An 18,655-nucleotide genomic window follows, 5' to 3' on the forward strand; every position below is an offset into this window, starting at 1 on the left:
GACGGTGGTGGTGCGGTCGTGCCGCCCGCCCACGTCGAACATGCCGGGGGACGGCAGATCGACGATCGTACTGAGGACGTGCCAGCCGACGTCCGGCTCCTACCGGCCGGGGGAGGGGATCGACTGGGCCGTCCGGACCGACGGCGGGGTGACCGTCGGCCAGGCAGCGGGAATACGCTCCAGCACCCCACCGGCGAACACGTCGCGCAAGCCGAGCGGCTTGAGGTGGACGTACCCGATGTGGCAGTCGCAGAGGGCGGCGTCGCACGCCCGGGGCTTCAGGGCGGCCCGCCACGACCCGTCGTAGAGGTTGCCGATCGGCGTGGGCCGGAAGTGGCAACGGCGCACGGTGCCGTCGCCCGCGACGGAGATCGCCGTCTCCCCGGCGTGGCAGGGCCGGTCGAGCGACGGGTGCGGACGGACGCTCCAGCCGAACAGCGGGTCCAGCGCCGTCCAGGCCGCCTCCTGTTCGGCGGGGTAGCGGTGCCCGTCGGCCGCGTTGATCCACAGGTAGACCGTCTCGGGCAGGGCGGCGCGCAGCGCCCGCGCCTCGGCCAGGTGCTCGGGCAGGCCGACCACCCCGACCGAGTAGCGCACGCCCAGCTCGGACAGCCGGGCGCAGCGGGCGAGGAACCGGTCCCGGGTGACCTGCCCCGGGTGGTACGTCGTCCACAGTGCCGCCGTCGCGAGGTCGGCGTCGGCCAACCAGTCCACCCGGGCGGCCAGGTTGGTCTGGATGACCACCCGGTCGACGTGCGGCAGGTGCGACAGCGTCACCATGGCGTCGCGGTACCAGCTGCGGGTCAGCCCCTCGCCCCACGGGGTGAACAGCACCGACAGCCGCCGGTCGGTGGTGGCCGCCACCCAGCCGGCGAACCGGTCCAGCGCCGCCCGGTCGGCGCGCAGCAGCTCCGGCGGGTCGACCCGCTTGGCGAACGGGCAGTACGGGCAGTCGTAGTTGCAGCTCGCCAACGGCCCCCGGTAGAGCACCGCCAGCTCCGCCCCGAGGTCGTCGGCCCTCGCCCCGGCGTCGGTGGCACCCGCCCCGGCGTCGGTGGCACCCGCCCCGGAACACCCCGACCGCGCCGCCCGGGGCGGGACGGGGTACAGCGGCAGCGCCGTGCGGGGCGGGACGACGTGCGGCGGCCGGGCGGTCACCGGGGCACGTACCCGGTCATCGCCTGCCGGACCCGGGCGGAGGTCAGCCACGGGCCGATCGCGTCGGACCGGGCCAGCCCGGCCGGGGTGAGCCGCAGCCCGTCGGCGTCCGCCCAGCCCCGGTCGGCCAGCCGCCCCAGCTGGGGGAAGTCCTCGCCGGGCGGCCGGCCGAACCGGGCGGCGTAGGCCGCCGCGTCGACCCCCTCGGCGCGCAGCAGCGACTTGAGCAACCACCGGCGGCGCTGCTCGGTGCCGTCGAGGGTGAAGCCGAACTCGGCGTGCCGGAAGTCGTCGGCGGGGCGGGCGAGGTAGTCGTCCAGCACCGCCCGGACCTGCGTCACCGAGACCGCGTAGTCGAACGAGTAGTGCAGCGCGGTGGTGTAGGAGCGCGCCCCGCAGCCCAGGCCGACCATGCCGTCGTCCTGGCAGCAGTAGTCCGGCCCGTCCGGGGTGGGCACGTCGGCACGGCGGAACTGCCGCATCGACTCCTGCCGGTAGCCGGCCGCGCCGAGGACCTGCACCGCCTGCTCGTAGAGGGCCAGCCGGTGGGCGTCCCAGTCGGCCCGGCCGTGCGCCCGCCGACCCAGCCCGGTCAACGGCCGCACGTACAGCGGGTAGAGGTACAGCTCCTCCGGCCGCCAGGCCAGGGCCGCGTCCAGGCTCTCCCGCCAGGTCGCCGCCGTCTGCCCGTCGATGCCGTAGATCAGGTCGATGTTGAGCACGGGGACCGCCGCGGTCCGGATCGCACCGAGCGCCGCCTCCACCTCCGCGCGGCGCTGCGGCCGGCCGGCGGCCCGCGCCTCGACGTCGAGGAAGCTCTGCACGCCGATGCTCACCCGGTGCACCCCGTGCGCCGAGAGCACCGCGAGCCGGTCCGGCGTCGCGGTGGCCGGCGAGGTCTCCACCGCCAGCGGTACGCCGGGCAGCCGCGCCCCGGAGGTGCCGGTGACGATGTCGAACAGGTCGGTCAGCTCGTCGGCGGTCAGGTAGGTGGGGGTGCCCCCGCCGAGCGCCACCCGGGCGTACCCGGCGTCGTCGCCGAGCGCGTCGGCGACCCGTTCGGACTGCCGGCGCAGTTGCCGCAGGTAGGCCGTCACCTGTTCCTGCGGGGCGTTGGCCCGGGTGAACAGGTTGCAGAAGCCGCAGCGCATCTCGCAGAACGGCAGGTGCACGTAGAGGAAGAGCGCGTCGCGGGCCTCGGCCCGCCACACGTCGGCCAGCAGCGGCCGGGGCCGCAGCGCCCGGTAGGAGGTCTTGTGCGGGTACGCGTAGAGGTACTGCTGGTACGGCGAGCCGTCGAGGCCCGTGTCGGTGCTGGTCACCATTCCCCCGGTCGCAGGACGAAGTGGGCGTACGGGACGGTCCACACCACGTCGTGGCCGATCCGGTGGCCGGTGTGCCCGTCCTCGCCGTACGCGGTGCCGTGGTCGGAACAGATGATCGTGAACACCGGCCGTCCCCGCCCGGTGAGCAGGGCGAACAGCCGGTCGACCCGGGAGTCGACGTACTCCAGGGCGGCGGCGTGACTGTCCCGGCTGTCGTGCGCCGCGCCGGGCAGGTGGTGCCGGTTGGGTTGGTGCAGGGCGGCGACGTTGAGGAAGGTGAACACCGGCCGGTCGGCGGGCTGGCCGGGCAGCACCTCGGCCAGCCGGTCGAGCTGCGCGTCCAGGCAGGTGGGGGAGGTGACCCCGAACTCCGGTTCCCAGTGCGCCTCGGCGAACAGGCCGGGCAGCACCGACCCGAGCGGGCTGCGCCTGTTGAAGAAACCCACCCCGCCCAGGCAGAGCGTGTGGTAGCCGGCCCCGGCCAGTGCGGTCGGCAGGTCGGGGGCGTCGAAGACCCAGGTGTCGTCCCCGGCGGTCTCGCTGCCCGGGAACGCCGCCGCGTACAGCCGCTCGTGCCGGCCCGGCCCGACCGGGGTGGGCAGGAAACCGGCGAAGAAGGCGTGGTGCGCGGCGTAGGTGAAGCTGGCGGGGGAGTGCCGCCGCTCCCACCGCCCGCCGGGCAGCACCCGGGCCAGCCGGGGCGTCCGCCCGGCCGCGGCCAGTTCGGCCGCCACGTCGAAGCGCAGCGTGTCGAGGGTGACCAGGCAGATGTCGTGACTGCCGATCAGCGTACGCATCCGACCTCCTCCCGTCGGGTCGTCGCCGGCCCGCCGGCCGCCGTGGCCGTCGCCCGCCACCGGTCCCACCGGCCGCTGGCCAGCGCGTGCACCTGCTCGGCGTAGGTGTCCCGGCCGTCGGCCAGAACCCCGGGCAGCAGGTCGCCGAACGCGTTGACCTCGGCCACCGCGTGCCGCCGCCAGCCCACCAGGAACATCAGGTCGACGCCGACGTGCAGCGACCGGGGGAAGCACGCCGCCGCCCGCTCGCAGGTCCGCATCGCCGCCGCCCAGGACTCCGGGCCGGCCGCCGCCCGCAGCGCGGCCAGGTCGCCACGCGCGTTGCCGAGGTGCAGGTTGGTCAGCGGTCCCCGGGCCGCCCGGACCACGGCGTGGGTGGGCCGGCCGGCGACCACCACCACCCGCAGGTCGACCACCCGGTCGGCCAGCCCGGCCTTGGGCAGCCACCGCTCCACGTGCAGGCCCTCCGGGGCGAGCCGGTCGACCAGCGCCGCGATGGTCGCCTCGTCGTCGTAGCGGCGCAGCCGCAGCGAGTTGAACAGACCGTCCGGGGTGATCTCGATCGGGGTGACCGCCTGCACCCGGTGCGGTCCCACCGCGAGCGCGATCACGCCGGCCGCCGACGAGCCGTGTGCCGGCTTGACGAACACCCGGTGCCAGCCGGCCGCCGTCATCGCCGCCCGCAACTGCGGATAGCCGCCGACCGGCGGGAGCGCCGCCGGCACCGGCACCCCGGCGGCCGACAGCAGCGCGTGGCAGCGGCGCTTGTCGCACAGCGCCGCCACGTCGTCGGGGTGGTTGAGCAGCGTCGCGCCCCCGGCGGCCACCCGGCCCATTCCGGCCACCAGCCCGGCGTACGTGTCGGCGAGGCCGATCAGCTCCCCGTGCCGGGCGGGGGTGGCCGCGCCGCGCAGCAGCCGGTCCACCTCCGCGTCCTCGCCGGGGGAGTCGACCCGGACCAGGGCGTCGGCGTCCGGCGGGGCGGCCCCGGTGAGCACCCGCGCCCAGGGCAGCACCGCCGGGTCGGGCAACCCCGCCTCGCGTACGGCCCGCCGGAACAGCGCGACCCGCCGGTTGTCGGGGTTGCCCACCACGGTCAGTCGCATGTCACTCCGACACCGCCGTGTAGCGGTAGGTCTCCCCGTCGTCCTCGTCCGGTTCCTGCGGCTCGGAGACGTCCACCTCGACGCCGGGCAATGCGGCGACCACCCGGTTGGCGGCCTCCTCCGACAGGTAGTGGTGGTGCAGGTCGAGGGCGGACAGGTGGGTCAGGGACTGCCCGGCGAGCAGCGCGGCCAGCCCGTCGTCGGACAGGGTGCCCAGTGACAGGTCGAGCCGCTCCAGCCGGGGCACCACGGCGGCGGTGGCGAGCGCGGCGGCCAGCTCGTCGGCGATCTCGGCGTTGCGCAGCCCGAGCCGGCGCAGCGCCGGGAAGAGCTTGCCGGCCAGCAGCGCGTCCAGGTCGGCCACGGTGGTGTCCCCGCCGTAGTCGTCGGTGCCCAGCCACAGGTCCAGGTGGTGCAGCGCGGGCAGCTCCGAGGCCAGCACCGCGGCGACGAACTCCCGGGACAGGCCGCCGCTCTGCACGGACAGCGTCCGCAGCCGCCCGTGCCGCACCGGGGAGAAGCTGAATTCCTCACCGCCGCGTACCCGCAGCACCTCCAGCTCCGGGTAGGCGGTCAGCAACGGGCTGACGTCGCCGACCCGCATCCAGGAGACCTCGCACTCCTCGGTGACCATGTCGCCCAGGAACAGGGCCCGCAGCCGGGGCAGCCGGTGCGCCGCCGCGCAGAGCTGGGCGATCGGGGCGTGGTGGAACGCCGCGTATCCCCAGGCCCCGACGACGAGCGCCTCGACCTGGTCACCGAGCTGCTCGACGAACCTGTCGAACCGGTCCCGGAACTGCTCCGACAGGATGTCCTGCCGGGTGTCGCCGTCGAAGTGCCAGTCGGCGATCCGCCAGCAGACCGGGCCGTCCACGACGGGTGGCGGCCCGTCGGCGGGGAACTCGACCACCGGCCGGCCGGCGAACGTCCGGGCGTGGGAACCGAAGGTCATCGTCGCTCACTCCCCGACCGCGGTGAACCGGTAGACCGTGCCGTGGTACTCGTCGGGCGTCTGCGGGTCGTCCAGGTCGACCTGGACACCGGGCAGCGCGTCCACCAGCCGCTGTGCGACCTCGGGCGAGAGGAAGTGGTGGTGCAGGTCGAGCCGGCGCAGGTGGGTCAGCGGTTGCCCGGCCAGCAGCGCCTCGGCGCCCGGGTCGGTGAGCACCCCCATCGACAGGTCGAGCACCTCCAGCCGGGACACCACCGGGGCGGTGGCCACCGCCTGCGCGACGTGGTCGGCGAACTCGGCGTTGCAGACCGCCAGGTGCCGCAGCTCGGGCAGCCGGTCGCCGGTCAGGACGGCGGCCAGGTCGTCGACGCCGGTGTCGCCGCCGTAGTCCTGCCGGCCGAGCCACAGGTCGAGCCGGCGCAGGGCGGGCAGGTCACAGTCGCCCACCGCCCGGGTCACCTCGGCCGGCAGGCCGCCGGTCTGGAAGCCCAGCTCCCGCAGCCCGGTGTGGCGTACCGGTTGCAGGGTCAGCTCGTTGGCCCCGCGTACCCACAGCGTCTCCAGCTCCGGGTAGGCGGTCAGCAGCGAGGTGAGGTCACCGTGGGTGAGCCAGGAGATCTCGCACTGCTCGCTGACCAGGTCGGCCAGGAACACCGCGCGCAGGGCGGTCCAGTCTTTCGCGGCGTCGGCCAGCAGGTCGACCGGGAGCGCCCGCTCGTACGCCGAGCCCCACTCGCCGATCACCAGGGCGCGGACCGCGTCACCGGGCACCTCGGCCCGCAGCGCCGCGACCAGGCCGGCGAACTCCTCCGGCTCGGCCTCGAAGTCCTCGACCTCCAGCCGCCAGGCGACGGCCGACGGGTCGTCGGGCAGGGTCATCCCCGGTGTGAAGGGGACCACCGGCATTCCGGCGAACGACGACAAGTGCGAACGGATCACGCCTACCTCCGGCTCGACTGGTGTGACAGCGGCGCGACCGTAACAGGCCCGACCGACAGGATGATCAGCACCGGGTGACCGGACGGGTCCGCCTCCACCGGGGGTGTCCGGTCGGTGACGCTTTACAGCGGAAGGCGGGTGTGGGAGGCTCAGGAAAGCGCTCCCACGGCTGTCCGTGTCGGATACCCCTGGGGAGTTCGTTCGTGAGAAATCGCACCCGGCGGGCGGCGTCGATCGTCGCCACCGCCGTCACCATCACCCTCGTCGCCGGCGTGGTCACCGCCGTCTCGGCGCAGGCCGCCGCCGGTTGTCAGGTCACCTACCAGGTGGGCGCCCAGTGGTCCGGCGGCTTCACCGCCGCCATCTCGATCAGGAACCTGGGCGATCCCGTCACCGGCTGGCGGCTCGGCTGGACCTTCCCGGCGGGGCAGACCATCACCAGCGCGTGGGGCTTCACCGCCAGCCCGACCAGCGGCGCCGTGGTCGCCACCAACCTCGACTACAACGCCGCCATCGCCACCGGCGGTGTCGTGGACGTCGGCTTCAACGGCACCTGGACCGGCAGCAACCCCGACCCGGCCGGCTTCACCCTCAACGGCACCGCCTGCACGGGGTCGACCACCCCCACCACCGCCGCGCCGACGACGCCACCGCCACCCACCACCCCGCCGCCGACGACGCCGCCACCCACCACGCCGCCGCCGACGACCACGCCGCCCCCGACCACGCCGCCGCCGACCAGCGGGACGCCCACGGTCGCCTCGGACGGCACCGGCAGGTACCGCACGGTCCAGGCCGCCCTCGACGCGGTGCCGGCGAACAGTTCCAGCCGTACCACGATCACCATCAAGCCCGGCACCTACCGCGAGGTCGTCCGGGTGGCGTCGAACAAGACCAACGTCACCCTGCGCGGCCTCGGCTCGGCACCGTCGAACGTCGTGCTGGTCTACAACAACTCCGCCGGCACCCGCAAGCCGGACGGCACGACCTACGGCACGTTCAACAGCGCGAGCATGTTCGTCGACGGGGCGAACTTCGTCGCCGAGAACCTGACCATCGCCAACGACTTCGTGGAGAACTCCTCGGGGGTCGACCAACAGGCGGTGGCGCTGCACCTGAACGCCGACCGGGCGGTGCTGCGCAACGTCCGGCTCCTCGGTGACCAGGACACCTTCCTGGTCAACGACAAGACCCGGGCGTACGTGGTGGGCTCCTACGTGGAGGGCACCGTCGACTTCATCTTCGGCGGCGGCACGATCGTCATCGACGGCAGTTCGATCTACGAGAAGCGGTCGACGGGTGGACCGATCACCGCCGCGCGAACGCCGGCCAGCAAGACGTACGGAATGCTGATCTACCGGTCGACGATCACCGGGGCGACGAACAACACCACCCAGCTCGGCCGCCCGTGGGGGCCGGACGCCCAGGTCCTCTACCGCGAGTCGACGCTGAGCGCGACCATGAAGACCGCCCAGCCCTGGACCGACATGTCCGGCAACGTGTGGCAGAACGCGCGGTTCCGCGAGTACCGCAACACCGGGCCCGGTGCCGGCACCAACGGCAACCGTCCCCAGCTCAGCGACGCCCAGGCGGCCACCTACACGCCGCAGCGGTACCTGGCCGGCAGCGACGGCTGGAACCCGATGTGAGCGTGTGACGTGACGGTGGACGAGGATCACCCGGGGTGACGCCGGTCCCCGCGTCGGGTGCCGACGCGGGGACGGTCCGCGGCACGGGCCGGGCCGGTCAGCCGACCGACCGGCCCGGCCCGTGCCGCTCGACCGGGCAGGTGCCCTCGCGCTCCTCGATGAGGGCGCGACGCAGTCGTTGCCGCTCACGGCGGCTGACCAGGAACTCGGTGACCGCCGTGGCCAGGCAGACCAGGGCCAGCCAGGCCAGCGCCCGTAGGGCGGGGATGCCGGCGGTGACCGGCAGCAGGGCGAGCAGCGTCGCGGCGGCGACCAGCCGGGGCCAGATCAGGTTCCGGCAGGTACGGCTGAGCCGCCACTGGAACGTCGCGTGGGAGAGCAGGAAGGTGACCACGCCGCCGTACAGCGCGTAGCGGCCGGTGTGGTCCAGCGGCTGACCGCCCGTGTAGGTGCCGGCCTCCCCGACGAGGGTGGGCATGTGCTTGAAGCCCAGGGCCAGCAGCATGATGCCGGCGATCATCGGCAGGTGCAGGAAGGAGTAGCAGTCCCGGGCGAGCGCGGTCCGTTCGGCCGGTGGGGCGGCGCGCAGGGCGTGCTCGCCGACCAGCGTCGACAGGTCGATGTAGATCCACTCCAGGGCGCCCGCCACCACCACCGCGAGGGCAGAGGCAGTCAGTAGGCCGATCGAGTTGGTGAGCTGGGAGCCGGCGATGCCGACCGCGATCAGCACCTCCCCGAGGGCGGCGATGACGATCAGGTTGTGCCGTTCGGTCCAGTGCCGGGCGGAGAAGATCCTGCGCGGCGGCAGCGGCAGGGCCTGGCCGGCGACATAGTCGACGATGCCGGCCAGCACCCACAGCAGCACCTGCGCGGCGACCATCCGGTCGGTGGGCAGCGCGGTGCGCGGCAGCAGCGCCGCGCCGGTCAGCAGCGCCGCGGCCAGGACCGGAGGCCCGGTGAGCGCCAGGACGTCGCGGGCCCGCAGCTCCGGCGACGAGTACAGGCGCAGGCCCAGGTAGCAGCACCGTACGGCGAGATAGCAGCCCACGAACCACAGCGGTGTGTCGATCCCGCCTGGTGAGTCCTGGAACGCCTCCCGGGTGGTGACGGCGAGCACGAACATCACCGGGGTGGTGGCCAGCAGGGTGAGCCGGGCGATGCCGTAGTTGGCGCGTACCCGGTTGCCGAGCCAGGCGAACAGCGACCAGGACCACCACAGCAGGCTCAGCACGAGCAGCCCGTGCAGCACGCCCAGGTCGTTGTCCTCGGCGATCATCAGGGTGGTGACCTGGAGGAACGCGAAGACGAACACCAGGTCGAAGAAGACCTCGGTGGTGCTCACCCGGGTGGCTTCGGTGACCGGCCGCAGGCCCCGGCGTAACGACGTGGTCACCGGTGCCATGCGGTGCCGGCCCGGCCGGCGGGCGGACGGGTCACGGCACCCCCTCGTGACGGTACGGACGACGCCGGGTTCCCGGCGCGACGTAGGGCAAACCCCCCGTTCGGAGCGGTGGCGACGCCGGGTGGCCGGCACACCGCACGCTGCAACTCCTTACGGATCATTGCCGGCGGATGTCGAAAAGTTTGCCGCAAGCTCTTGCAAAACCTTTCATCGATGCCGCATCGTCTTCTCCACCGGACGGCCGTCCCACCGTCAAGCGCCTCTTCGACCCCCGGAAGTAGGTCAACTCCCGATGTCCACACCCCGCGTCTCCCGGGGAACCCGTCTGCGACGGGGTCTCCTCGCCCTCGCCGTCACCGCCACCTCCCTCGCCGGCCTGAGCGCGTTGCCGGCGACCGTTCCCGCCTCCGCCGCCGTCGCCCTCAACGACAGCGAGGTCACCGCGAATCTCTGGGAATGGAACTGGCGCTCCGTCGCCGCCGCGTGCACCGACCACCTCGGCCCGGCCGGCTACGGCGCGGTGCAGGTCGCCCCGCCGCAGGAGTCGGTCAGCCTGCCGAGCAGCGCCGACGGCGTCCACCCCTGGTACGAGGTCTACCAGCCGGTCTCCTACCGGTTGGAGAGCCGGTTCGGCACCCGGCAGCAGTTCGCCGACATGGTCACCACCTGCCACGCCGCCGGCGTGCGGGTGTACGTCGACGCGGTGGTCAACCACATGGCCGGCGCCAACAACCCCGAGTCGGTCGTCGGGTACGCCGGCACCGACTTCTCCGGCCCCGGTTACAGCTTCCCCGCCGTGCCCTACGGCACGGGCGACTTCCACCGCCCGGGGGACAACTGCCCGACCTCCGGTGCGATCAACGACTGGAACAACGAGGCCCAGGTGACCAGCTGCGAGCTGCTGTCCCTGACCGACCTCTACACCGAGAAGGACAGCGTCCGCACCAAGATCGCCGGGTTCCTCAACGATCTGGTCGGCCTCGGCGTCGACGGGTTCCGGGTGGATGCGGTCAAGCACGTCAAGAAGGACGACTTCGCCGCGATCCTCGGCAAGGTGCGCAACACCACCGCCGAGAACAAGCGTCCGTACGTCGCCCAGGAGATCTTCGACGGAGCCAGCAACGACGCGCTCAAGGCGCGTGCCTTCACCGGCAACGGCGACGTGCTCGACTTCGGGTACGCCAAGGGCCTGAAGTCCGCGTTCCAGGGTTCGATCGCCAACCTGGCCAACGTCGGCAGCTGGAACCTCGACGCGCCCAGTGCCAACGTGTTCGCCATGGTCACCAACCACGACCTGGAACGCGACGGGGTGGTGCTGTCCTACCGCGACGGCAGCGACTACGTCCTGGCCAACTACTTCGCGCTGGCCTACCCGCACGGCAAGCCGTCGGTCTACGACAGCTTCACCTGGTCCAACCGCAACCAGTCGCCGCCCGCCGACGGCAACGGCTACGTCACCGACACCGTCTGCGGCGGCAGTTGGAACTGTCTGACCCGGTCCACCGGGATCAAGGGCATGGTCGGCTGGGCGAACGCCGCGAAGTCGGTCAGGACCGTCTCCGACTTCACCGTGGTCAACAGCAACGTCATCGGCTTCCACCGGGGCGACCGCGCCTGGATCGGGATCAACGACTCCGGGTCTGCCACCACCGCCACCTTCACCACCGGCCTGGCCGACGGGTCGTACTGCGACGTGATCTCCGGGGCGCGGGGCGGGTCCGGCTGCACCGGCACGACGGTGACCGTCAGCGGTGGCCGGGCCACCGTGCAGATCCCCGCCAACGGCGCGGTGGCGCTGCACGTCAACGCGAAGGCCGGCCCGGCGCCCACGCCCACCGCCACCCCGACGCCCACGCCCACCGCCACGCCGACGCCGACCGCGCCGGCCGGCTCCGTCGCCACCACCTTCACCGTGACCGCCACGCTGAGCGGTGACCAGAGCGCCTACGTCGTCGGCAGCGTCCCGGCGCTGGGCTCGTGGGCCCCGGCCGCCGCCGTCGCGCTGACCGCGCAGGGTGGGGGGACGTACCGGGCGGTGGTCACCCTGCCGGCGTCCTCGACGGTGGAGTTCAAGTTCCTCAAGAAGACCGCGGCCGGCGTCGTGACCTGGGAGTCGGGGAGCAACCGGACGCTGACCACGCCGAGCGGCGGCACCGCGTCGGTCACCGACACCTTCCGGGGTGACCCGGCCGGCACCCAGGGCGCGTCGTTCACCGTCAACGCCACCACCGCGTACGGGCAGAACGTCTACGTGGTGGGCAGCGTCGCGGCGCTCGGCTCGTGGAACCCGGCCGGCGCGGTGGCGCTCTCCTCGGCCGCCTACCCGCTGTGGCGGGCCACGGTCGCCCTGCCGGCGAACACGACGTTCGAGTACAAGTACCTCAAGAAGAACCCGAACGGCACGGTGACCTGGGAGTCCGGTGGCAACCGCAGCGGCACCGTCGGGTCCACCGGCTCGTGGAGCGCCAACGACACCTGGCGGTGACGCCTGGCGGATCACGGCGGCCGATCCCTTTCCGGGGGTCGGCCGCCGTGCCGTTCGACCTCCGGTCGGTTTCGACCCCATCAGGTTGACGGATGTCGATGCCCTCTCGTATCGTCCGGCAAGCGCTTTCTTGCTCCGCGCCGCCCACCCCGCCGGAGGTACGCCCCATGCGTCCGTCCCCGCTGCGCCGGCTGGCCCCGCTGCTCGCCGCCGTGCTCACCGCCACGGCCGCCCTCCTGGCCGGGTCGGTGAGCACCGCCTCGGCCGCCACCCTGTTCAGCGACGACTTCACCGACGGCGACACCGCCGGCTGGTCCCGGTCGGGTGGGAAGTGGGGTGTCGTCACCGACGGCTCCCCAGCCCTGCGGCAGTCCGACGCGGGCAGCGGCAACGCCCGGCTCTTCGCCGGCAACGCCGGCTGGACCGACTACACCGTCCAGGCCCGGGTGAAGCCGCTCAGCCTCGGGCCCGGCGGCCACGTCGGGCTGCTGGCCCGCGCGTCCGGCGCGACGCGCTACCACCGGCTGGCGCTGCTGCCCGGTGACCGGGTGCAGTTGCAGGCGGTCAACGGCAACGCGGTCACCGTGCTCGCCAGCGCCACCCGCACCGTGACGACCGGCGTCTGGTACACCCTCGCCGTCGAGGTCACCGGCAGCACCGTGCGGGGCAGCGTCGACGGCGTCCCCGTCGGGCAGGCCACCAGCCCGCTGGTCGCCGCCGGCCGGATCGGCCTGCAGACCGCGTCGTCGGCGGCCACCTTCGACGACGTCCTGGTCCGCGACGGCGGCACCGCGCCGACCACGCCGCCGAGCCCGACCACACCCCCGGTCCCCACCCCGTCGGTCACGCCGTCACCCACCACGCCGCCCGTGACCCCGCCACCCACCGTGCCGCCGCCCGGGACCGTCGTGCTGGTGGTCGCCACCGACGGTGACGACGCCAACCCCGGCACGCTGGCCCGGCCGCTGCGCACCATCCAGCGGGCCCACGACCTGGCCGAGCCCGGCACCACCATCGCGGTACGCGGTGGCACCTACGCGCCGACCAGCACCATCAAGATCCTCAAGGACGGTAACGGATACCATCCGATCACCCTGATGAACTACCAGGGCGAGAAGGTGGTCATCGACGGCGAGAACATGCCGTACACGCCGGCCGCGGTGGGCACCAGCATCCCCCGGGCCGACCGGGGCGTGCTGCACGTCGAGGCGGACTGGTGGCGGTTCGTCGGCCTGGAGATCGTCCACGGCCCGTACGGCATCTTCGGGGTGGACACCAACTACGGCAGGTACGAGCGTCTGGTCACCCGGGACAACTACGAGTCCGGGCTGCACCTGCAGGGCGAGTCCAGCGGCAACCGGATCATCAACCTGGACAGTTACGGCAACCGGGACCCCCGCAAGAACGGCGAGAGCGCCGACGGGCTGGCCATCAAGGAGGGCTCGGGCCTCGACAACCAGGTACGCGGCGCGCGGCTGTGGCGCAACTCCGACGACGGGTTCGACGCCTGGCTGTTCCAGTCGCCCATCCTGATCGAGGACAGCGTCGCCTACGACAACGGCTACAACTACTGGGACCTGCCCGACTACGCAGGCGACGGCAACGGCTTCAAGCACGGCGGCGGCAACGATCCCCGCCCCGCCGTCGACCACGTCACCCGCAACAGCATGGCCTGGGGCAACTCGGCCGGCGGCTTCATCGACAACGGCAACCCGGGCGCGCTGGTCTTCGACCGCAACACCGCGTGGCGCAACGGCAGGGCCGGTTTCGACGTCTCCCGCTCCGCCTCCCAGCTGTACCGCAACCTCGCGGTCGACAACGCCCCGGAGGTGTCGCCCGGCTCCTCGACCGGGACCGGCAACTCCTGGGACCTCGGCGGCACCTGGCCGCTGGCCAGCACCGACCCGTCGACCATCACCGGCCCCCGGGCCACCGACGGGTCCGTCCCGACGTCGGACTTCCTGCGCCCCGCAAGCGGCGTCGACGTGGGCGCCCGGCTCTGACCGGGGGCGTCCCGGCCGGCTCGCGGGGGATGACCAGGGCGCCCCACAGCGCCGCGAGGAGCGCGAAGCCCGCCGCGACCGCGTACGCGAGCGACCCGGAACGCTCGACCAGGACCCCGCCGAGCGCGGTGCCGACCGGGAACCCGATCAGGTTGACGCTGATGGAGACCGTCATCACCCGGCCCAGCCGGGCGGGATCGGTCCGCCGTTGCCGCAGCGACAGCACACCCACGTTGAGAGCGCCCTCCAGCAGGCCGAACAGCGCCAGCCCGACCGCCAGGGTGGCGAGCGTCGCGATGGCGCCCAGCGGGTGGATCGCGACGGCGGAGAGCACCGTGGTGACGATCAGCAGCAGCCGTTCGCGACCGGCCCGCAGCAGTCGTCCGGCGGTCAGCGCACCGGCCGCACCGCACAGACCCACCAGACTCCAGAGCGCGCCGGCGTACTGCTCGGTGTGCCCCGCGCCACCGACCCGCTGGGCCACCGAGACCGGCACCGCCACGACGAGGATGCCGAAGGTGACCTGGTAGCAGGAGTAGGACAGGGCGAGTCCGCGCAGGGTGGCGTCGCGGACGAGGTAGGTGACGCCTTCCCACGCCTCGCGCAGCAGGTGCCGGCGCTCCGTCCGGGGCGGTCCGGCGGCTGACCCGCGCAGCAGCAGCAGGCTCAGCGCGGCCGGGACGTACATCGCGGCCACCAGCACCAGCGCCGGGTCGGGGCCGATCAGCGCGATCACGGCACCGCCGACCAGCGGACCGACGACCTCGATGGCCGAGTAGGTGCTGAGGTCCAGCGCGTTGGCCCGGTCGTAGGCGTCGTCGGGCACGAACCGGGGGATCAGCGTGCGGATCCCGCCCGCGCTGAGCGGGCTGGTCAACGAGAAGAGCCCCAGCAGGGTCAGCAGCACGGCGGGGGTGAGCCGGCCGCCCACGGAGGCCAGCGCGATCAGACCGATGAGGACGGCGCTGACGAGATTGTCCAGGATGACCGCGCGGGCGGCACCCACCCGGTCGAGCAGCGCGCCGGCCATCGGGCTGACCAGGAAGCCGGGCAGGGTCAGGAAGAACCCGCTCAACCCGGCCAGGACCGGGGAACGGAACCGCGCGAGGACGTAGAGCACGACGACGAACAGCAGCATCTCGGACGCCAGGCGGGACAACGAGGCCGACAGCAGCAGCTGGGGCACGTTGCGGGTGGCGAGGACCTGCCGGTAGGTCATCGGCGGCGCGGGTACGGGGTCGGCTGTCATTCCCGGAATGCTCCCGCCGGTCGGGGCCCCGGCCGCAGCGGGGCCCCGACCCGTCGGGTTCAGCGTCCCTGGAGCGTGCGGACGTTGTCGCCGAAGGTCCAGCCCTTGGCGCCGTCCCAGTTCACCGACCAGGTCATCAGCCCCTTGAGGCCGCCCCGGTAGGTGTTCCACGCCTGCGCCACCGAGGCCGGCGCGAGGTAGCCACCGCCGGCGCCGGGCTGCGCGGGCAGGCCGGGCACCTGCCTGTCGTACGGGACCCGGATGGTGGTGCCCTGGACGACCAGGCCGGCGTTGAGGCAGTCGGTCTGGGCGGTGAAGCCCGCCACCGTCCCGGCCGGGTACGAGTCACCGGCGCAGCCGTACATGCTGCCGTTGTAGTACTGCATGTTCAGCCACCAGAGCCGCCCGTTGTCGACGTACCGCTTGATCACCGGCAGGTACGCGCCCCAGATGGAGCCGTAGGTGACGCTGCCGCCGGTGACGTAGGCGGTCTCCGGGGCCATGGTCAGGCCGAAGCCGGCCGGCATCTGGGCCAGCACCCCGTCGATGATGCGGATCAGGTTCGCCTGTGAGGGGGACAGCCGGGTGATGTCGCCGCTGCCGGTCAGCCCGGTCTCGATGTCGATGTCGATGCCGTCGAAGTGGTACCGCTTGAGGATCGGCACGACGGTGGCGACGAACCGGTCCGCGACGGTCGCCGAGCCGAGGTCGATGCCGGCGGTGGCGCCGCCGATCGACAGCAGCAGGGTCAGCCCGGCGGCCTTGGCCTGGCACATCTCGGTCGGGGTGGGCACCCGGACGGTGGCGTCCATGCCGTCCTCCCAGAGCACCGTGCCGTCGGCGCGGATCACCGGGAAGGCGGCGGTGACCACGTTGTAGCCGTGCCCGGTGATCCGGGCGTCGGTGATCGGTATCCAGCCCAGCGGCGGGTGGACGCCGTTGGCCGCGCCGTCCCAGTTTTCCCAGTAGCCCTGGAGCACCGTGCCGGTCGGCCGGGACTTCAGCGCGCAGCCCGTGCCGTCCGGCGGCGGCGTGGTCGTGCCGGGGGTGGCGGTCGGGGACGGCGTGCGGGTGGGCGTCGGGGTCGGTGTCGGGGGCCGGGTGGGCGTGGCGGTCGGCGTCGGCGACGGGGTGGGGGAGGGGGTGCCGGCGCAGACGCCGAGGTCGCGCCAGAGCGCCGGGACGGCGGCCGGGTTCCAGCCGGCGCCGGCCGGCGGGGTGTGGGTCACCAGCGACTCGTAGAGGCGGCCGAGGTAGCTGACCCGGGTGCCCGCCGGGTAGCTGACGCCCTCGGCCCAGGCCGGTGCGGAGCAGGCCGCGAGGGTGCCGGCGGTGGTGGTGGCGGTGGTCGGCGCGGCGACGCCGGTCGCGGCGGGCAGCGCGGCGGCGAGCAGCACCGCGCCGGCCAGCACGGCCGTCGTCGCAGGTCGAAGTCGCATGACATACCTCCTCGTCGATGGCGGGGAGGCTAGCAGTTAAGTTTGTTAAATGTAAATGCCCGGCCGTCGTCGGGTCCGCGCCGCCGCCGGCCACGGGGCGGATCGTGGCCGGCGGCGACGCGGGTGCTCAGGGGACCGGATTCCAGCCGTCGACGCCGGCCAGGTAGCGCTGCGGGGTGAAGTCCGGGGCCTGCGCGTCGGTCAGCTGTGGCCGGTCGGCGGTGACCGTCGAGCCGGGTCCGCTGTTGCGGTATTCGGCGAACCGGGCGTCGCGCCACGAGAAGCCGGACATGTCGGTCCAGGGGGAGTCCTTCACGTGTGCGCCGAGCACGCTGTCGCGGAACACCACCTGACCGATCGCGTTGACGTCCCCGCCCGGGTGCCACGGCCGGCCGAGGTGCACGCTCTGCGCCGCCGCCGCGTCGGTGGTCAGGGCGCAGCCGGTGAACAGCAGGCCGTAGGGGTTGCCGATCATCGTGGAGGCGGCGGTGACGTAGCCGTTGTTGCCGGTCGAGCCCCGGTCCAGCGAGCGGATCTCGCAGCCGTCGAAGACCCCGGTGCCCCGGCCGAAGATGAAGTCGACGTCGCCCTCGACGTAGCAGTCCCGGAAGTAGGCCCGGCCGACGGCGTCGGCGGAGGCGCTGTTGTGGTAGAGCGTGTCCTGGTTGCCCAGGAACCGCACGTCGTCGAAGACCAGCCGGTCGGCCCGGGTCAGCACGGCCACCGCCTGCTCGGCGCTGTAGTCGTGCGCCGCCTCGTCGAAGTCGTTGGCGAAGGTCAGGTGCCGGGCGGTGAAGTCGTTGCCGTCGATGGTCACCGAGGCGCTGCCCGAGGTGCCGTACGTGCCGCCGCCCGGCTTCGGGGTGCCCGAGGCGTTGTCGTAGACGATCACCACGTCCCGGGGGTCCCCGGTCGACCCGACGAACGACACGTACGGCTTGCCGGCCGGCACCGTCACCGTCTCCCGGTACGTGCCCGGCCGGATGGTGATCGTGTACCGGCTCGCGTTGCCCGCCGGCACCGCGTCCACGGCCGCCTGCACGCTGGTGAAGTCCCCGCTGCCGTCGGGCGCGACCACGGAGGACCGTTGCGCCGGACCGGTGTCGGTGGGCGTGGGCGTCGGGCTCCCCGGTGGGGGCGTGCCGGACGGGGTGGCGGTGGCTGACGTGCCGGTCGGCGTGCCGCCGGGGGTCGGTGGCGTGCTGGTCGGCGCGGAACCGCCCCCGGTCACCAGTACGTCGTCGAAGCGGGCGGTGGCGTAGCCGGTCTGCACGCCGATCCGACCGGTCGCGGTGAGCGTCCCGGTGCCGGAGCCGACGGGGACACCGTCGACCCAGCCGCTCACCACCGTCCCGGCGACCTCGATCCGCAGCGTGTGCCAGTCGCCGACCGTCACCGGGTGGGACACCGCGCCCAGCGGGGTGACCCGGCCGCTGCGTACCGCCTCCAACCGGACCTGGTCGCCGGCGTGCAGGGCGAGCCGGTAGTAGCTGGTCGCGCCGCTGGCCCGGGCCAGCAGCGCGACCATGCCGGTGCCGGGCAGGGTCAGCGGCTTCACCCGGGCCTGGACGGCCTGGTCGGCCCAGGACGCGCTGCCGGCGAACAGCCGGGCGTCGCCGGTGTCGGCCCTGGCCTGCTGCAACGCGGGGGTGTCGTCGGCGGCCACCGACCAGGAGCCGCCGGACCTCGACCAGCCGCGCAGGTCGCCGTCGGTGAAGTCGTCGCTGAACAGGGTGGCGGCGTGGGCGATCTGCGTGCCGGCGAGCGCGGCGACGGCGAGCAGCGCGGTGGCGAGCGCGGCGACGGCGAGCGGGCGGCGGCTTCGGCGCATGGCGGATGAACCTCCGGGGACGGGATGGAGGCGGGCGACGGTGCGTGAAAGCGCTTTCCCGGCGCACCGTAACGCCACCCATACGCGACTGTCAATCGATGCCGTCGTCGGGAACGGACGGGCCCCGCCCGCGACGGTCCGCTACTGTCCGTGACGCCACCGGCGGTCCGGCAGTGCCCGGGTCGTCTCCTCGGCCGGTATCCGTTCGGCCTCGGCCTGCGCGAGGAGCCGTCGCTTCGCCGCCTCGTGTTCCGCGGCCTGGATCCGCTCGCCCCGACTCGGTGCCGGCTCGCCCTGCACGCTGTCCACCCGATCCTCCT

Annotated in this window: 14 protein-coding genes; 3 read left to right on the plus strand and 11 right to left on the minus strand. The window is 73.4% G+C overall.

From position 1 onward, the window contains the following. Positions 1-99: 99 nt before the first annotated feature. From ACN261_RS24495 to ACN261_RS24520, 6 genes are read right to left on the minus strand one after another with little or no spacing between them, the layout of a single operon-like run. Positions 100-1,158, minus strand: coding sequence for an STM4011 family radical SAM protein (locus ACN261_RS24495; protein ID WP_425852347.1), 1,059 nt, complete (start codon positions 1,156-1,158; stop codon positions 100-102). Next, positions 1,155-2,480, minus strand: a complete 1,326-nt coding sequence (locus ACN261_RS24500; RefSeq protein ID WP_425852349.1) for an STM4012 family radical SAM protein — start codon at positions 2,478-2,480, stop codon at positions 1,155-1,157. Before ACN261_RS24500 ends, ACN261_RS24495 begins: the two co-directional genes overlap by 4 nt. Next, a complete protein-coding gene (locus ACN261_RS24505; RefSeq protein WP_425852351.1) occupies positions 2,477-3,280 on the minus strand; it encodes an STM4013/SEN3800 family hydrolase in 804 nt (267 codons plus the stop codon). The genes ACN261_RS24500 and ACN261_RS24505 overlap by 4 nt, the downstream gene beginning before the upstream one ends. Further along, a complete protein-coding gene (locus ACN261_RS24510; RefSeq protein ID WP_421481992.1) occupies positions 3,268-4,386 on the minus strand; it encodes an STM4014 family protein in 1,119 nt (372 codons plus the stop codon). Before ACN261_RS24510 ends, ACN261_RS24505 begins: the two co-directional genes overlap by 13 nt. Before the next feature lies 1 nt (position 4,387). Continuing rightward, positions 4,388-5,338: an STM4015 family protein gene (locus tag ACN261_RS24515; protein WP_425852353.1), complete on the minus strand. Its 951-nt coding sequence runs from the start codon at positions 5,336-5,338 to the stop codon at positions 4,388-4,390. 6 nt (positions 5,339-5,344) lie between these two features. Beyond that, the gene (locus ACN261_RS24520; protein WP_421481994.1) at positions 5,345-6,277 is read right to left on the minus strand and encodes an STM4015 family protein; all 933 of its coding nucleotides are present in this window, start codon (positions 6,275-6,277) and stop codon (positions 5,345-5,347) included. A gap of 203 nt (positions 6,278-6,480) precedes the next feature. On the opposite strand from ACN261_RS24520, the gene ACN261_RS24525 reads away from it, so the two are divergent. Then, positions 6,481-7,926, plus strand: coding sequence for a pectinesterase family protein (locus ACN261_RS24525; protein WP_425852356.1), 1,446 nt, complete (start codon positions 6,481-6,483; stop codon positions 7,924-7,926). Between the two features lie 97 nt (positions 7,927-8,023). Here the strand turns inward: ACN261_RS24525 and ACN261_RS24530 are convergent, their stop codons facing one another. Continuing rightward, positions 8,024-9,319 carry a low temperature requirement protein A gene (locus ACN261_RS24530; protein ID WP_425852358.1) on the minus strand — a complete coding sequence of 432 codons (1,296 nt, stop codon included), beginning with the start codon at positions 9,317-9,319 and terminating at the stop codon, positions 8,024-8,026. 301 nt (positions 9,320-9,620) lie between these two features. On the opposite strand from ACN261_RS24530, the gene ACN261_RS24535 reads away from it, so the two are divergent. Together ACN261_RS24535 and ACN261_RS24540 are read left to right on the plus strand one after the other, a co-directional pair. After that, on the plus strand, positions 9,621-11,813 hold the full coding sequence (locus ACN261_RS24535) for a carbohydrate-binding module family 20 domain-containing protein (RefSeq protein WP_421481997.1): 2,193 nt from the start codon (positions 9,621-9,623) through the stop codon (positions 11,811-11,813). Between the two features lie 167 nt (positions 11,814-11,980). Continuing rightward, complete coding sequence (locus tag ACN261_RS24540; protein ID WP_425852360.1) at positions 11,981-13,816, plus strand: right-handed parallel beta-helix repeat-containing protein; 1,836 nt, start codon at positions 11,981-11,983, stop codon at positions 13,814-13,816. On the opposite strand, the gene ACN261_RS24545 is transcribed toward ACN261_RS24540, so the two are convergent. From ACN261_RS24545 to ACN261_RS24560, 4 genes are all read right to left on the minus strand, one after another. Then, entirely contained in the window at positions 13,728-15,065 is a 1,338-nt protein-coding gene (locus ACN261_RS24545; RefSeq protein ID WP_425852362.1) for an MFS transporter, read from the minus strand. The two genes, ACN261_RS24540 and ACN261_RS24545, sit on opposite strands and share 89 nt — an antisense overlap. 59 nt (positions 15,066-15,124) lie before the next feature. Next, entirely contained in the window at positions 15,125-16,504 is a 1,380-nt protein-coding gene (locus tag ACN261_RS24550; protein ID WP_421482001.1) for a carbohydrate-binding protein, read from the minus strand. Between the two features lie 127 nt (positions 16,505-16,631). Next, positions 16,632-18,335: a pectinesterase family protein gene (locus ACN261_RS24555; RefSeq protein WP_425852365.1), complete on the minus strand. Its 1,704-nt coding sequence runs from the start codon at positions 18,333-18,335 to the stop codon at positions 16,632-16,634. 141 nt (positions 18,336-18,476) lie between these two features. Beyond that, positions 18,477-18,644: a hypothetical protein gene (locus ACN261_RS24560; protein WP_421482003.1), complete on the minus strand. Its 168-nt coding sequence runs from the start codon at positions 18,642-18,644 to the stop codon at positions 18,477-18,479. Positions 18,645-18,655 lie beyond the last annotated feature (11 nt).

This window comes from Micromonospora sp. WMMD723 (assembly GCF_049863385.1).
GTDB lineage: Bacteria > Actinomycetota > Actinomycetes > Mycobacteriales > Micromonosporaceae > Micromonospora > Micromonospora wenchangensis.

What these genes read in the sequence shown, in the direction of transcription:
- ACN261_RS24505 (WP_425852351.1), bottom strand. Translation starts at nt 3,280, where the DNA reads ATGCGTACGCTGATCGGCAGTCACGACATCTGCCTGGTCACCCTCGAC.
- ACN261_RS24510 (WP_421481992.1), bottom strand. Translation starts at nt 4,386, where the DNA reads ATGCGACTGACCGTGGTGGGCAACCCCGACAACCGGCGGGTCGCGCTG.
- ACN261_RS24515 (WP_425852353.1), bottom strand. Translation starts at nt 5,338, where the DNA reads ATGACCTTCGGTTCCCACGCCCGGACGTTCGCCGGCCGGCCGGTGGTC.
- ACN261_RS24535 (WP_421481997.1), top strand. Translation starts at nt 9,621, where the DNA reads ATGTCCACACCCCGCGTCTCCCGGGGAACCCGTCTGCGACGGGGTCTC.
- ACN261_RS24540 (WP_425852360.1), top strand. Translation starts at nt 11,981, where the DNA reads ATGCGTCCGTCCCCGCTGCGCCGGCTGGCCCCGCTGCTCGCCGCCGTG.
- ACN261_RS24545 (WP_425852362.1), bottom strand. Translation starts at nt 15,065, where the DNA reads ATGACAGCCGACCCCGTACCCGCGCCGCCGATGACCTACCGGCAGGTC.
- ACN261_RS24550 (WP_421482001.1), bottom strand. Translation starts at nt 16,504, where the DNA reads ATGCGACTTCGACCTGCGACGACGGCCGTGCTGGCCGGCGCGGTGCTG.
- ACN261_RS24555 (WP_425852365.1), bottom strand. Translation starts at nt 18,335, where the DNA reads ATGCGCCGAAGCCGCCGCCCGCTCGCCGTCGCCGCGCTCGCCACCGCG.